General features: G+C 72.3%; 12 protein-coding genes and 1 pseudogene. 8 read left to right on the forward strand and 5 right to left on the reverse strand.

Annotation, left to right across the window (positions count from 1 at the left end):
• Position 1 precedes the first annotated feature (1 nt).
• Together D450_RS0118495 and D450_RS0118500 are read left to right on the forward strand one after the other, a co-directional pair.
• Positions 2 to 1,789: an ABC transporter ATP-binding protein gene (locus D450_RS0118495; RefSeq protein WP_241483207.1), complete on the forward strand. Its 1,788-nt coding sequence runs from the start codon at positions 2 to 4 to the stop codon at positions 1,787 to 1,789.
• Positions 1,790 to 1,913: 124 nt separating this feature from the next.
• Entirely contained in the window at positions 1,914 to 2,870 is a 957-nt protein-coding gene (locus D450_RS0118500; protein ID WP_017540144.1) for a type IV toxin-antitoxin system AbiEi family antitoxin domain-containing protein, read from the forward strand.
• 28 nt (positions 2,871 to 2,898) lie between these two features.
• Here D450_RS0118500 and D450_RS31900 read toward each other — a convergent pair whose 3' ends face one another.
• Together D450_RS31900 and D450_RS32605 are read right to left on the reverse strand one after the other, a co-directional pair.
• Positions 2,899 to 3,510, reverse strand: coding sequence for a DUF1707 domain-containing protein (locus tag D450_RS31900; RefSeq protein WP_017540145.1), 612 nt, complete (start codon positions 3,508 to 3,510; stop codon positions 2,899 to 2,901).
• A gap of 97 nt (positions 3,511 to 3,607) precedes the next feature.
• The gene (locus D450_RS32605) at positions 3,608 to 4,240 is read right to left on the reverse strand and encodes a LysE family translocator (protein WP_039820643.1); all 633 of its coding nucleotides are present in this window, start codon (positions 4,238 to 4,240) and stop codon (positions 3,608 to 3,610) included.
• A gap of 100 nt (positions 4,241 to 4,340) precedes the next feature.
• Here D450_RS32605 and D450_RS0118515 point away from each other — a divergent pair, with 100 nt between their 5' ends.
• Both D450_RS0118515 and D450_RS0118520 read left to right on the forward strand, forming a co-directional pair.
• Entirely contained in the window at positions 4,341 to 4,823 is a 483-nt protein-coding gene (locus tag D450_RS0118515; RefSeq protein ID WP_026128636.1) for an Lrp/AsnC family transcriptional regulator, read from the forward strand.
• A gap of 66 nt (positions 4,824 to 4,889) precedes the next feature.
• Positions 4,890 to 5,558, forward strand: coding sequence for a CGNR zinc finger domain-containing protein (locus D450_RS0118520; protein WP_017540148.1), 669 nt, complete (start codon positions 4,890 to 4,892; stop codon positions 5,556 to 5,558).
• A gap of 174 nt (positions 5,559 to 5,732) precedes the next feature.
• Here D450_RS0118520 and D450_RS0118525 read toward each other — a convergent pair whose 3' ends face one another.
• Positions 5,733 to 8,033, reverse strand: a complete 2,301-nt coding sequence (locus tag D450_RS0118525; RefSeq protein ID WP_017540149.1) for a rhamnogalacturonan lyase — start codon at positions 8,031 to 8,033, stop codon at positions 5,733 to 5,735.
• Between the two features lie 332 nt (positions 8,034 to 8,365).
• Between D450_RS0118525 and D450_RS34780 the strand changes: the two are divergent.
• From D450_RS34780 to D450_RS0118540, 3 genes and pseudogenes are all read left to right on the forward strand, one after another.
• A pseudogene (locus D450_RS34780) lies at positions 8,366 to 8,875 on the forward strand (serine/threonine-protein kinase); the annotation flags it as partial.
• A 338-nt stretch (positions 8,876 to 9,213) separates the two neighbouring features.
• The gene (locus tag D450_RS34785; RefSeq protein WP_017540151.1) at positions 9,214 to 10,047 is read left to right on the forward strand and encodes a hypothetical protein; all 834 of its coding nucleotides are present in this window, start codon (positions 9,214 to 9,216) and stop codon (positions 10,045 to 10,047) included.
• Positions 10,044 to 11,732: a serine/threonine-protein kinase gene (locus D450_RS0118540; RefSeq protein ID WP_017540152.1), complete on the forward strand. Its 1,689-nt coding sequence runs from the start codon at positions 10,044 to 10,046 to the stop codon at positions 11,730 to 11,732. The genes D450_RS34785 and D450_RS0118540 overlap by 4 nt, the downstream gene beginning before the upstream one ends.
• Positions 11,733 to 11,763: 31 nt before the next feature.
• On the opposite strand, the gene D450_RS0118545 is transcribed toward D450_RS0118540, so the two are convergent.
• Complete coding sequence (locus D450_RS0118545) at positions 11,764 to 12,645, reverse strand: NmrA family NAD(P)-binding protein (protein WP_017540153.1); 882 nt, start codon at positions 12,643 to 12,645, stop codon at positions 11,764 to 11,766.
• A gap of 183 nt (positions 12,646 to 12,828) precedes the next feature.
• On the opposite strand from D450_RS0118545, the gene D450_RS0118550 reads away from it, so the two are divergent.
• On the forward strand, positions 12,829 to 13,425 hold the full coding sequence (locus tag D450_RS0118550; protein ID WP_017540154.1) for a 3'-5' exonuclease: 597 nt from the start codon (positions 12,829 to 12,831) through the stop codon (positions 13,423 to 13,425).
• On the opposite strand, the gene D450_RS0118555 is transcribed toward D450_RS0118550, so the two are convergent.
• Positions 13,426 to 14,180: aldo/keto reductase (locus tag D450_RS0118555; RefSeq protein ID WP_017540155.1), on the reverse strand; the 755-nt coding region annotated here is incomplete at its 5' end.

A 14,180-nucleotide genomic window follows, 5' to 3' on the forward strand; every position in this document is an offset into this window, starting at 1 on the left:
CATGCAGCAGGCGCCCGGACAGCGCCCCGCCGACTTCTCGGCCACGGCGCGGCGGCTCCTCGCCCGCCTGGGCCGCGAACGCCGACCGGTCATCGGCGTCCTCACCTTGGTCCTGGCCGTGTCCGTGCTGAGCACCGCGACCCCCATGCTGTTGGGGAAGGCGACCGACGCCTTCCTCGCCTTCGCCCGCGGGGAGGCCCCCTCGGCCGCGACCGCCTGGTGGATCCTCGGCGCGGTCGGCACGATGGCGCTCGTGGCAGGCCTGTGCCAGGTCCTCCTGGGGCGGGCGACGACGGCGGTCACCCAGCGCGCGGCCTTCAGGCTCCGGGAGGAGGCCGAGACCAAGCTGGCGCGGCTCCCCCTGTCCTACTTCGACACCCGGACCCGCGGGGAGGTGCTGTCCCGGGTCACCAACGACATCGACAACCTGTCCCAGACGGCGCAGGGCATCATGACGCGCTTTCTGGGATCGACGCTCGGGCTCGTCGGGTCGGTGGCCATGATGCTGGTGCTGTCCCCTCTGCTGACAGCGGTGGTCCTGGCGACGGTTCCGGTGACGCTGTGGGCGGTGCGCTGGGTGGGCGGCCGCGCCCAGCCGCACTTCAAACGCCAGTGGGCGGCCACCGGCCGCCTCAACGGCCACATCGAGGAGACCTTCACCGGGCACGAGCTGGTGACCGCGTTCGGCCGCCATGAGGAGTCGGCCCGTGAATTCCACGAGCACAACACGGAGCTGTACACCTCCGCGGTCAAGGCGCAGTTCGTCTCGGGGCTGATGGCGCCGGCGACCACGTTCCTGGGCAACATCGCCTACGTCCTCGTCGCCGTCGTCGGAGGCCTGCGGGTGGCCTCGGGCGCTCTCACCATCGGCGAGATCCAGGCGTTCATCCAGTACGTCATGCAGTTCAACCAGCCGATCACGACCCTGGCGTCCACGGCCGGGCAGATCCAGTCGGCGGTCGCCTCGGCCGAGCGCGTGTTCGGGCTGCTCGACGCCGAGGAGCTGGAGCCCGACGCCGCCCGACCGGTCCGGTCTGAGGCGTCGCCCGCCGCCGGCCGGGTCGCCTTCGATGGAGCTTCGTTCCGTTACAAAGAGGACGAGCCTTTGATCGAAGACCTGTCGCTGACCGTGGAGCCCGGGACCACCGTGGCGATCGTCGGCCCCACCGGCGCGGGGAAGACGACCCTGGTGAACCTCCTGCTCCGCTTCTACGAGCTGCGCTCGGGCACGATCACCGTGGACGGCGCGGACATCGCGTCCATGGCACGGGACGCCCTCCGCCGGCGCATCGGGATGGTGCTGCAGGACACCTGGCTGTTCGGGGGCACGATCGCCGAGAACATCGCCTACGGACGGCCGGAGGCCACACGCGAGGAGGTCGTCGACGCCGCGCGCGCGGTCCAGGCCGACCACCTCATCCGCACGCTGCCCGACGGCTACGACACGGTGGTCGACGATGAGGGCGACGGTCTCAGCGCCGGCGAGCGGCAGCTGATCACGATCGCCCGCGCCTTCCTGGTCGAACCGTCGATCCTGGTGCTCGACGAGGCGACCAGCTCGGTGGACACGCGGACCGAGATGCTGGTCCAGCAGGGCATGGCCACCCTGCGGCAGGGACGGACGAGCTTCGTCATCGCCCACCGGCTGTCCACGATCCGCGACGCCGACACCATCCTCGTGATGGAGGAGGGGCGGATCATCGAACAGGGCTCGCACAAGGAGCTGCTCAAGGCGGACGGCGCCTACGCACGCCTGCACCGCGCCCAGTTCGCAGCGGCCGCGGCCTGATCCCGCCGGCTCGGGCCCGGCCCTGCACACCGGGTCCGAGCCCCAGAGGTCCCCGGTCCTCCGCCCCGTCCACAGGAGGGCGAACGCTCCCCCGCTCCGCCCCGCGGCGGTCCACAGTGCGGTCATGGCACTGCTCCGGACGGACCTCCGCCGCGTTCACCGCACCGCCTCCTGCCAGTACGGCCTGATCACCACCGCCCAAGCCCGCGCCTGCGGGCTGTCCCGCACCGACATCCGCACCCTGGTCGACAGCCACCGGTGGCGGCCCGCGTTCGCCGTCCCCGGCGTCTACAGCGTCCGCCCGTTCCCGTGCGCCGAGCGGGCGCCGCTCCTCCCCCTGTTCCGGCACGCCCAGGCGGCGCAATTGGCGCTCGGCCCGCACGCGGTGGCCTCCGGCCTCACGGCCGCCCGCCTGTGGGGCCTGCACGGGCTCGCCCACCCGGCGGAGCCGGGGCCGCTGCAGTTCACCCTCCCCCGCTCCCTGCGATCCCGCCCCGTGCGGGGCGTCCGGACGAACAGGTGGCGGATCGACCGCGGGGACGTGGTCGTCCGGCACGGCGTCCGTGTCACCTGCCCTGGACGAACACTGAGGGACGCGGCCCTGCAGACCGACCGCGAGACCGCCGTCAGCCTGATGGACTCCGCAGTCCACCAAGGGCTGGTGCATGCGGACCGCCTGCCCGTCCTGGCCGACCAGAACACCGCCCGCCCGGGCAGCCGCAGGTCGCGCCCGTGGTGGCCACTGAGCGACGGCCGGTCCCGGAACCCCCTGCAGACCCGGCTCCGCCTGCTGTGCAGCGATACCGGTATCCCGCCGGACGACCTCCAGCATGCCCTCCCCCTGCCGAACGGACGCCGGGCCTACGCCGACCTCTGGTGGGAGAAGGGGCCTCTGGCCGTCGAGGCGTCATCGACCCCGCTGAGACGCGCCGACTGCGATCGCCATAAAGCGGTCCTCGACGCGCACCCCCAGATCCGCCTCCTGCGCTTCGGCCGAAGGGACCTGCTCGACCTCGAAGAGGCGGTGAAGGCGATCGCCGAGGCGCTGCGCTCGTCGCCGCGCTCGCCCCGGAACTGGTGAGGATTCGGCACTGGTGAGGAGGGGCCGGTCAGTTCCGCTCCGCCGTTGTTCCCCGGTCCATCGGACTGCTCTGCCCCAGCGCGTACTTCATGGCCGCGGCGCGGTGGCGGTCGGCGGCGACGTGGTGCCGCTCCCATGCCCGGGCGCGCGAGCCGCACCGCGACCGGTGCGGTTCTCCACGCCGTGCGCGCCGGCGGACGCCCATCCCGTTCGCCGCGACGCCGATCCCCCAGCCGAGGGCGGGCCAGATGAACCAGGGGTACCAGGCGCCGGCGGTGATGCCGACCACGAGCCAGATTCCGACGAGCAGCGTCATCCCTCCGATGTAGGAGGAAAGGTGTGCGCGGAAGCCGGTGGTCCCGGGCGCGCGGCGGCGCTCCCCGGCCTCGCCGCGGTCCTCCGCCGGGGGCTCGGCGGGGCGCTCGGCCCGGTCCGGAGGGATGTCGGCGACCACCTCTTCGAGCTCGCCCGCGGTACGCGCGGACCACACCGCTTCGAGGCGGCCGTCCAATTCGTCGATGCGCAGATAGCCGGCGGCAGCGGCGTCGCTGACGGCCGCGGCGGTCCGCTCCCGCTCCGCGTCGCCGACCCGCAGGTCGGACCGGCCGGGCGACCCGGCGCTGGAAGGGGTACGGCTCATGGCGACCTCCGAGTGTCCACTGTGGACGGATACCCCAAGAATGAACCGTCCATAGTGGACTGTCAACTCCTCCTGCACCCCGCACGGCCCGCCCCGCTCAGCCGAGGGCCGGACCGCCGACCATCCACAGCCCGAGGCCCGCCAGGGCCGTTCCCGCACCGGCGTCGATGCCCCGGCGCACCCGGGGACGGGCGAGCAGGCCGCTCAGGCTCGTGACGGCCGTGACGTACAGCCCCCACCACAGGGCGGCACAGCCCACCACGAGAAGACCGAGCACCGACGTCTGTGCGGCGACTGGACCGTCCGGCCGAATGAACTGCGGCATGAAGGTCATATAGAACACCAGCGCCTTGGGGTTGAGGATGTTGTTCAGAAACCCCTGGAGCACCGGAGCCCGCATGGGGCGCGCGCGCCCGGCCGTTTCGGCCTCCCCCTTCGGCCGGCGCCTCAGGGCCCCATAGGCGAGGACGCCTCCGAGGACGGCCAGGTACCCGCCCCCGATGACGCTCAGGACGTCGAGCAGCCCCCGGCGCGAGGCGATCGCCGCGACGGCGCCGGTGCCGGCCACGGCCGTCAGGCAGGCCAGCCCGCAGCAGATGCCCGCCATAGTCAGGTACCCGGCCCTGCGTCCCCCCGCCAGCGCGTTCCTCGTGACCAGGACGAAGTCCGGCCCCGGGACCACCAGCATGAGCACGGTGGCCGCCACGAAGAGCGGGATCCCGCCCGACATGCTCCCCGGCATGCTTCCCCCGTTCGATTCGACCGATGATCGGGGCGAGTATGGAGAGATCCTCTGCCAGAGCGGACACTCACCGCATAACATTCGCCCCATGTCACGAGCGATCGAACTGGATGCGGTGGACCTGACCATCCTGGCCGAGTTGCAGAAGAACGCTCGCCTCCCCAACAAGGAACTCGCCGACGCCTGCGGGGTCGCACCGTCGACGTGCCTGGCCCGGGTGCGGCGGCTGCGCGGTTCCGGCGTCATCGAGGGCTACACGGCGCTGGTGGACGTCGGGAAGGTCGGACGGCCCGTCGAGGCCTACCTGTCCGTGCGCTTCAACCCGCACCGCCAGAGCCTGGTCGCCCCGTTCATCGAGAACACGTTGAACCGGCCCGAGGTCCAGGAGATCTGCCACCTCACGGGCCCCGACGACTTCCTGGTCCGCGTGGCCGCCGAGAGCATCTCCGCCCTGCAGAGGCTCGTGCTGGAGCACTTCACCTCGCGCCGGGAGGTGGCGTTCGTGCACACGAACATCGTCTTCCAGAAGTGGAGGGGCGGTCCGGTCGTGCCCGGCGAGGAGCAGGCGTGACCCGGCCGTCGCGGACACCCGCCTCTCACGGCTGGGCAGGCCCCCCCACAANCTAACATGAGCGGCATGGACGACGCCCTGACCGCCGACGCCGCTCGCACGGACGTCGCGGACGTCACGCCCGCTCCCGGGGCGGAGCTGTACCCGGCGCTCGATTTCGCCGACAGCACCCTCACCCTTCCCGGCGGGCGGCGGATCGACCTGCTCGCCGAGCCCGGGGATGCGGCGCGGTGGTTGATCGAGCGCGGGCTCGTCCCCGCGGACACCGTGCTCTACGAGCCCTGCGCCGCACGACTGCGGTCGCTGCGGGGACAGGTGCGCGCCCTCCTCTCCGCGCGTATCGAGCGGGGCCCCGCCCCCGGCGACGCGCTCAGTGCCGTCAACGCCGCCATGACCAAGGTGGCCTCCGCCGCCCCCCTGGCCTGGGACCCCGTGCGGGGCCTGCACCGCACCGCGGTGCACACGATCGACCAGGCGGTCGACCACGCCCTGGCGGCGCTGGCCGACAACACGGCAGAACTGCTCACCTCCCCGGAGGCGGACCGCCTGGCGGCCTGCGGGTCGCCCCCGTGCGACCGCTACCTCCTGCGCACGCACCCGCGCCGCCACTGGTGCTCCACCCGCTGCGGCGACCGCGTCCGCGCCGCCCGCGCCTACGCCCGCAAGCACCGGGGAGGCCGGGCCGCGGGCTCCGAAGCCGATCCCTCCGACACCGGGACCGAAGCCGGACAGTAGGAACCCGCCACCTCGCGTCCGTATCCGCACGGTTTCGGCCCGCCCCCGAGAACCGGCCCGAGGCCCCCGGGATGCGGAAGGCCCGCGCCGTGCGCCTTCGCGCAGCGGCACGGGCCCGAGGACGCTCACCGGCACTCCCCGGCGCCCCCTCCACCGCCCTTCAGGCGCCACCCTTCATTCGGGCACCGGAACCGCCGACCAGTCGGTGTCCGAGGCGAGCATGAAGCTCGGATAGGCGGGCTGGTTGTACGCGGTCTGCTGGGTCGCCACACCGACGCGGTACTGCGGGTCGTGCATGAGCGTGTAGAGCTTCCGGTCGGTCACCTCGGTACTGGTGTGGATCCGCAGCGCGGAGCTGTCCTCCGTGCGGAGGACCAGCTCCTCCCGCCAGTCGCCGAAGACGTCGGCCACGAGCGAGGGATTGCCCTTGGTGCCGTTGTTGGTGAGGGTCCCATCGGCGGTCAGGAGCGTGCCCCGCCGCCAGTCCTCGATCCGCGGAGCCTCCGTCCTGTCCTCAGTGTCGATCCCTTCGATCACCTGAGTGGTCATGTCCGCGGCCCAGCGGATGCCCATGTTCGTGCCGGGCGTCTCCTCTCCCAGGAAACCGCCCTTCGCGCTCCAGAGGCCCGTCCGTTCGCCGGTGTGCGTCACCGAGGACCACGCCTCGACGCCGGGCACGTCCGGGTCGATGTCGCCGACCATGCCCCGCCCGGTGTCCGTCCCGGTGTAGCCGCCGAAGAGGAACTCCCCGGTGGCCGCGTCGCGCATCGCATAGCCGTAGGGGGCCGTACCGCTCTCATGGACCGTCCAGATCTCCAAGCCGTCCCGGACGGGGTCGAAGTCGCCCACGTGCATCGCGTCGCCGTGGCCGAACTTGACCTCCTCCCCGGACACCTCGCTGTCCGGGTGCCCTTCACCGGTGGAGGAGTAGAGCAGGGTCCCGTCGTCGTCCACGGTCGCCGAGCCGTAGACGATCTCCTGGCGTCCGTCGCCGTCGACGTCGGCCGCGCTCATGTGGTGGAAGCCCTGGCTCGCGAGCGCCCCCATCTTCGGATCGGTGCCGTCCTTGTTGTGCGGAGAGTCGTTGAACGGGTTCTCCATCGGGACATGGCCGCTGTCGGCGAGCCAGCGCTTCCGGATCTTCTTGCCGTTGAAGTCATAGGCGGCGATGGCCGAGCGGGTGTAGTAGCCGCGGGCGAAGACGGCCGAGGCCGACTCCCCGTCCAGGTAGGCGACGCCGGCCAGAAAGCGGTCCACGCGGTTTCCGGGCTCGATCCGCGACATCGCGTAGTCGCCCCACATGAGGCCGTCGTCGCCCCGGCCGGGTTCGTACCGGACCGTGTCGAGCTCCTTGCCGGACTCGCCGTCGAAGACGCTCAGATACTCCGGACCGTCCAAGATGAAGCCCTCGAAGGCCCTCAGATCGTTCCGCTCACTGCGCCCGGGGGCGTACTCGTCGATGAAGAAGTCCGCGAGCGCCTCGGCGTCCTCGCGCTTCAGCGGATAGCCGTACCGGGGGTCCTCCCCCAGCCCCTCTTCCACCGTCTCCGGCCAGTGGCCCGCCCGGACCTCGGGGTGCTCGTGCCAGCCGAGGAAGGTCTCCACGAGGTGCTCGCGGTACCCCTCGGCGCTCAGCCGGTAGTCGTCCTCGTGCGAGTACCCGGCCTTGCGGTCCTTCTTCGGCATGGTCACGTACTCGGCGGCGGCCTGCCCGCCCTGCTCGTCGTAGGTCAGCGTCCTGGTGCCCGGTGCGGTCTTGAGCATGATCTCGGACCGTCCGTCGCCGTCGAGGTCGTACACGACGAACTGGGTGTAGTGGGCCCCGGCGCGGATGTTCACCCCGAGGTCGATGCGGTGCAGCAGCCCACCGTCGAGCGTGTAGGTGTCGAGGTAGGCGTTGCCGGTGTAGCCGACCTGCGAGACGTCCTTGGAGTTGGTCGGGTCCCATTTCACGACGAACTCGTAGCGCCCGTCGCCGTCGACGTCCCCGACGCTCGCATCGTTGGCCCTGTACTCGTACTCCTCGCCGGCGGGGGTGACGCCGCCTTCGGGCTTCTGCAAGGGGATGTCGTAGTGCCCGTCGGCCCGGACCGAGGCCTGCCCTTGCGGCGCCCCCTTCCGGTCCTGCCCCGTCGGCACGACCGTGTAGCGCGCGTCCGGGCCGCCGTCCTCGTCGAGGTGGTTCGTGCTGTCGTCGACGGTGGCGATCCTCTCCCCGTCCCGGTACACGGCGAAGGAGGGGCCCGCCATCCCCGTATCGGAGTGCCCGGTGACCTCGTCTCCGAGCAGGCGCCAACTCAGGAAAACGCCTTCCTGGGTGTCGACGGCGACGAGCCCTCGATCCAGCACCTCCGCCCGAGGGCCGTCCGGCTTCCCATCAGCCGCGACACCCCCCAGCCCAATCACCAGGACCAGCACCGACGCCCCTGCGGCGACGGCGGCGACCCTTCGCAGGGTCCGTTGCACGACGGTCACGAGCCTGCCTCCTCACGACGCACGGAGGCCACACCATAATCGGAAAGCGCTTGCCCGCCTACCCCTCTCCGTCCGCACCGGCCCTGGTACCCGACCGCGCCGAGCGGCGTCGACCGGAACCGAGCGGCGCGCCTACGTCCGCGAGCGGGGGGAGAGCACGCATGAGTGAAGGGATCGCGCTAGGGGCCCCACGGCCCTATCATCCCTACAGACAACTCAACCCCGCACGAAAGTCGACCGTGGCCCCTCCCCCCGGCATCCCCCCGCTCGGTCCGCACGATCCCCGGACCATCGGCCCCTTCCGTCTTCTCGGCCGCCTCGGAGCCGGCGGCATGGGTACCGTGTTCGCCGCGCTCACTCCCCAGGAGCAGCCTGCGGCGGTGAAGGTCGTCCACCGCGAACTGACCGAGGACTCCGACTTCCGCGCGCGCTTCGCCCGCGAAGTCGCCCTGGTCCGACGTGCGCAAAGCCCCTGCATCCCGCGTTTCTTCGACGCCGATACCGAGGCGGCGCGCCCGTGGCTCGCGACCGAGTACGTCGCCGGTCCCACCCTGCGCGCCCATGTCCGCACGCACGGCCCGCTCCAGGGCCCTCCGCTGCGGGCGTTCGCAGCCGGGGTCGCCGAGGCCCTCCAGGCTCTGCACGCCCTGGGCATCGTCCACCGCGACCTCAAGCCCGGGAACGTGATCCTCGCGCCCACCGGCCCCAAGGTGCTCGACTTCGGTATCGCCCGCGCCCTTGAGGAGACGGCGATCACCTCCACCGGTGCGCTGTTCGGGACACCCGGGTGGATCGCCCCGGAGCTGTACGCGGGCGCTCCTCCCGCCCCCGCCGCCGACGTCTTCGCCTGGGGCGGCCTGATCGCCTTCGCGGCGACGGGCAACGCGCCCTTCGGGTCGGGCCCACCGGATGTGCTCGCCTACCGGGTCATGAGCGAGCCACCGGAGATCGGCGACCTCCCCGGGCCCCTGGCCCCTTTGGTCTCCGCCGCCCTCGACAAGGCCCCGGAGCGGCGGGCCCCCCCGCCCCNACCCTCACAGCCCTCACCGCGACCCTCGCCGAGGACTGGCGGCCGTTGCCGGACCACACCACGGCCGATACCTCCCGGTGGCCCTCGTACGCACCGGCGGGGGCTCCGGCGCCACGCAGGAAACGGCGCCTCCTGGTCTCCGCGGCCGCCGTGTCGGCGCTCGTGCTCGCCGTCGCCGGCGGCTGGATCGTCGGGGAGCGCTCAGGGATGCTGGAGCGCTCCCCCGGAACGGCCTCCGAGCAGGAAGCCGCCGATGGTACGGACGGCGGGCAGGCAGGGCCGCCGGACGTCCCCGGTCCGACCGCGTCCGACGTCGGGCACGGAGGCCCCGGCCTCGTGGAGGAGGTCCCGGAGCCGGACTGGGACATCACCTTCGCCGCGGCGCATCAGGAGCCGGGCGTCTTCACCGTCCGCGCGGTCGAAGGGGCGGAGGACGCGCTCTTCCGAAGCGAGGCCATCCTCGCCACGATCACCCTGGACGCGGCCGAGGCGACCGGGGCCGGGATCCGGTTCACCGGTACGGTCACCTTCGCCGCGGATGCCGGCAGCTACACCGTGCACGGCAGCGACTTCCGCCTCATGTGGCCCCGCGACCTGGAGGGCTCCCCGGAATCGGACCCGGACGCGGACGTGTACCTCTTCTCGGGGTCGTACGACGAGTACCCGGCCGCCGAGGACGAACCGCTGGCGGTGGTCACGGCCGACGCCCCTCAGGCCGAATTCTCCTTCACCGTTCCCGACGCGCCCCCGGTGGGGGAGATCCACTACTCGATCGCGGGCATGGACTTCTGGGGCTTCACCCCCGACCCGGACATCCCGTCCGCCCTGTGCTACACGGATGACGGGTCGAGCTGGGGACTGACGCACCTGCACGGCGGATACATGTGCGATGCCACCGCCGTGCCGGGAAGCCCCGACCACGCCGGCCCTGACCGCGACCCCGCCGACTCGCACACCTGGGCGGAACCCGAGGATTCGCAGTGAAGCCGCTCGACTCGGAGGACCCGCGGGCCCTTGGGCCCCACCGGCTGGTCGCACGTATCGGCGCGGGCGGCATGGGGACCGTCTACGCCGCACGGACGAACGGCGGAGCGCTGATCGCGGTCAAGACGGTCCATCCCGAGTACGCCGGCGATCCCGAGTTCCGCGCGCGCTTCGCGCGGGAGATCGCTCTGATCCGCCGCGTCCGGAGTCCCTACGTCCCGCTCTTCTTCGGCTCCGATCTGGAATCACCGACACCCTGGCTCGCGACCGAGTACGTTTCGGGCCCCACCCTCAGGTCCCACGTGCGCGAGAACGGGCCGCTCGACCCGGCGCGCCTGGCCGCGTTCGCCGCCGCCTCCGCGGAGGCGCTGCGGGCCATCCACGGGGCGGGGGTCGTCCACCGTGATCTCAAACCGGGCAACGTGATCCTGTCGCCGGACGGACCCAAGATCCTCGACTTCGGAATCGCGCACCTGCCCGACGAGACCGGCCTCACCCGCACCGGCGGCCTCGTGGGGACGCCCGGGTGGACCAGCCCGGAGCGCTACCGGGGCGCCTCCGCGACCGACCGCTCCGACGTCTTCGCCTGGGGCGGCCTGGTCGCCTTCGCCGGGACCGGACGCCCTCCGTTCGGTACGGGCAACCCGGCCGTGCTCGCCCACCGGGTCGCCGAATCCGCACCCGACGTGGACGGGCTCCCGCCCGCGTTCCACGACCTCGTCATCCCTGCCCTCCATAAAGATCCCGATCTGCGACCGACCGCGGCCGCCGTCCTCCGGGCATCCCTCCGGCTCTCCACGAGCGACCGGACACCGGGCGGAGAAGCGGACGACGACACCGAGCTCACCACGTCGATCGTCACCCGCTCCTGGACGGGATTCGTCCCGGACAAGCCCCCGGAGCAGATGCTCAGGTCCCCCGGGCGCCTGCGCCGCCCGCTGCTCGTCGCGGCCGGAGCGGCCGCCGCGCTGGCCCTGGGAGCGGCGGGCACCGTGGTGGCGGTGAACGCCTTGGACGGAGAAGCGCGGGCCCCCCGTGACGTGGCCGGGGAAGAGAACGGAACCGACGGCGGGGCTGACGGCACCGGGGAAGGCGACGAGGGCGCTGACGGGCGCGGTGGGGCCTCCGACGCGGCCTCCAGCGGGTCAGGAGACGGAGCAGACGCGGGGAACGGCGCCGAGAGCGGTTCCGCACCGCCCCCGGGAGCCCTCGCGGAAGGCGAGAACGCCGGATACCGCGCTACGGCCCAAGCGGGGCTCCGCGATGAAGCCCAGACGACAGAGGTGGGCGGTGCATGGTCCGAGCCCGCCCAGTTCATGCTCTCCCAATCGACGATCGACTACTCCTACATCGACGTCCTCAAAGCCGATCGTTCCGGGGACACGCTCACCTTCACCCTGCAGAGGACCGGGCGCGGGTCCCTGGGGGACACCGGGGCCGTTCTCACCATCGCCACCGGGGAGGGGGACGTCTCTCCTGAGGCACCGTACGACTCCGGGCTCGCGCCGGCGTCGGAGACGTCCTTCTCGCCGTACGAGGTCTCCTTCGCGGACGCGCCCGACCAGGGGCTGCTCGCGATCTCCGATCCCGGTTTCCGCGAGGACATCGTCGGCTTCCCCACCGTCGGCATCTGCTACGACCTCCCGGAACAGGTCTTCTCGACCGACTTCGACGAATGCCTCTAGCAGTGCCTCCAGCAGGCCCGCACGGCCCGGCTCACGCGCTGCCGGGCACGATCGGGCGCAGGTGCGCGTAGGCCCATTCCGCGAGGGTCGTCGGGGTGGTCGTGACCACGTCCCGGGGCTGCTCACGGACCAGGTCGCGGGTGCCCGCCATCATCCCGACGATGCCCTCGACGGCACCCTCCGGAAGGCCGGCCGCGCGCAGGGCGCCCCGCACATCGTCGTCGGCCACCGCCTCGGCCCGGACGGTCCTGCCGAGCACGCCGGTGAGGATCTCGGCGACGCGCCGGAAGCTGAGGTCCTCCGGGCCGTGCACGGCCTGGACCACGCGCCCCTTCCACTCCTCGTTCAGCAGCCGGGCGGCGGCGACGTCGCCGATGTCGCGGGGGTCCACCCAGGCCAGCGGCGCGTCGAGGTCGGCCGTGGTGGAGAGCACCCCCTGCGCCAGGGACCCGGCGTCCATCGCCAGGTTGGTGAAGAAGTAGCCGCAGCGCAGGTGGAGCACGTCCGCCCCGGTGGCGTCGAAGTCCTCCTCGATCCCGGCCAGGCCGTCGATGTGGCCGACCCCGTGCCGCTTCTCGGCGCCGATGCTGCTCAGCAGCACCAGGCGCGCGATGTCGCCCTCGCGGGCGGCGTCGGCGACGGGGGCCGCGGTCCGGCGCGAGGTCGCGACCGGTTCGGCGTCGGTGTGCGGCGTGGGGTCGACCCAGAAGACCGAGCGCGCACCCGCCACCGCCTCGCGCACGAAGGCGCCGTCGGTGAGGTCGCCCTGGCGGACGTCGACCCGTTCCCGGACCGCCGTGTCCAGCCGCGCCGGGTCGCGGACCAGCACCCGCGGCCGCACGCCCGCCTGCAGCAGCATCCGCACCACACGCGATCCCACACGGCCGGTCGGAGTCGTGACGGCGATGGTCATCTCGGGGGTCCTCTCAGGCGCGGGAGCCGTACCTTTCCCCACGGTTCTCCCACGGCCCCATGACATTTCCACTCGCCCCCGCCGTCCCCGCACCAGGACGGCCCCAGGCCCCTGAACGGCCGCGCGCACCCCTCTGCCGGAAAAGGGTGGTGGTGCGCGCCGTGGGCGATTACGTTGTCGCCCATGGCCAAGCCACCACGACCCCCCGAGCTCTACGTCGCCGTCGATATCGAGGCCGACGGACCGATCCCCGGCCCCTACAGCATGATCTCCTTGGGCATGTCCGTCGTCTCCCGGCCCGAGCACTCCTTCTACACCGAACTGCGTCCGATCTCCGACGACTTCGTCCCTGAAGCGCTCGCCGTCTCAGGGCTCGACCGGGACCGGCTCCTGCGCGAGGCGCCCGCCCCTGAGGACGCGATGGAGCGCGCGGCCACATGGGTCGAGGGGCTGCGCACGGTCGGCCGCCCCGTCTTCCTCGCCGGCCCAGCGGTATGGGACGGCATGTTCCTCCACTGGTACTTCATGCGCTACATCGGCAAGAGCCCGTTCGGAGTGACGGGGGCCGGCGTCGACCTGCGCAGCTACTGGATGGGCCTCACAGGCCGGGAATGGTCCTCCTCCCGCAAGAGCGACATCAAGCAGTCGCTCGGGCTCACCGGACTCCCGCACACCCACCACGCGGGCGAGGACGCCGCGGAGCTGGCCCAGGTGTTCGAGACGATCCTGAACCGGCGCGCCGAGGCGGCCGGCGCCGCCGACCGCCGGACGGAGAACTGATCACCGCGGAACCGCCTCTTCCAGCCGCGCCAGCTCCTCCCCGCTCAGGTCCAGACCGGGCGCCTTGGCCGAGTCCCGGATCGACGCCGGGCGGCCGGCGCCCGGGATCGGGACCACCGCGGTGGAGCGGGACAGCAGCCAGGCCAGGGCGACCTGCTGGGGGCTGACCCTGCGCTCGGCCGCGATGCGGTGGAATGCGGTGCCCTCGGACGCCGGACCCGACGGCCCCTCCAGGGAGCTGCGGGAGATGCCGCCCAGGGGGCTCCACGGCAGGAACGCCAGGCCGAGGCGTTCGCACAGCCGCAGTTCCGGTTCGCTATCGCGCACCGCGGGCGAGTACCGGTTCTGTACGGACACCAGGTGCGGGCCCAGGATGCCGTGGGCCTCGGTGATCTGTCCGGTGGTCACGTTCGAGATGCCTGCGGCGCGAATGGTCCCCGCATCCAGCAGCTCCCGTAGGGCTCCCACGGACTCCGCCCAGGGCACGTCCGGGTCCGGCTTGTGCAGCTGGTAGAGGCCGATCGCTTCGGTCCCCAGCCTCTTCACGGAGGCCTCGGCCGCGCGCTTGAGGTGATGGGGCGTTCCCGTGACCGTCCAGCCCCCGTCACCGGAGCGGCCGCGGCCGCCCTTGGTCGCCACGAGGACCCGGGAGGTGTCACCGCCGTAGCGCGCGAGGGCACGCGCCACGAGCAGCTCATTGTGGCCGGTCTCGCCAGCGTGCCAGTAGTAGCTGTCGGCGGGGTCGATGAGGGGGA

The organism is Nocardiopsis halophila DSM 44494, from assembly GCF_000341245.1.
In the GTDB taxonomy this organism is placed as follows: domain Bacteria; phylum Actinomycetota; class Actinomycetes; order Streptosporangiales; family Streptosporangiaceae; genus Nocardiopsis_A; species Nocardiopsis_A halophila.

What these genes read in the sequence shown, in the direction of transcription:
- D450_RS0118495 (WP_241483207.1), top strand. Translation starts at nt 2, where the DNA reads ATGCAGCAGGCGCCCGGACAGCGCCCCGCCGACTTCTCGGCCACGGCG.
- D450_RS0118500 (WP_017540144.1), top strand. Translation starts at nt 1,914, where the DNA reads ATGGCACTGCTCCGGACGGACCTCCGCCGCGTTCACCGCACCGCCTCC.
- D450_RS31900 (WP_017540145.1), bottom strand. Translation starts at nt 3,510, where the DNA reads ATGAGCCGTACCCCTTCCAGCGCCGGGTCGCCCGGCCGGTCCGACCTG.
- D450_RS32605 (WP_039820643.1), bottom strand. Translation starts at nt 4,240, where the DNA reads ATGTCGGGCGGGATCCCGCTCTTCGTGGCGGCCACCGTGCTCATGCTG.
- D450_RS0118515 (WP_026128636.1), top strand. Translation starts at nt 4,341, where the DNA reads ATGTCACGAGCGATCGAACTGGATGCGGTGGACCTGACCATCCTGGCC.
- D450_RS0118520 (WP_017540148.1), top strand. Translation starts at nt 4,890, where the DNA reads ATGGACGACGCCCTGACCGCCGACGCCGCTCGCACGGACGTCGCGGAC.
- D450_RS0118545 (WP_017540153.1), bottom strand. Translation starts at nt 12,645, where the DNA reads ATGACCATCGCCGTCACGACTCCGACCGGCCGTGTGGGATCGCGTGTG.
- D450_RS0118550 (WP_017540154.1), top strand. Translation starts at nt 12,829, where the DNA reads ATGGCCAAGCCACCACGACCCCCCGAGCTCTACGTCGCCGTCGATATC.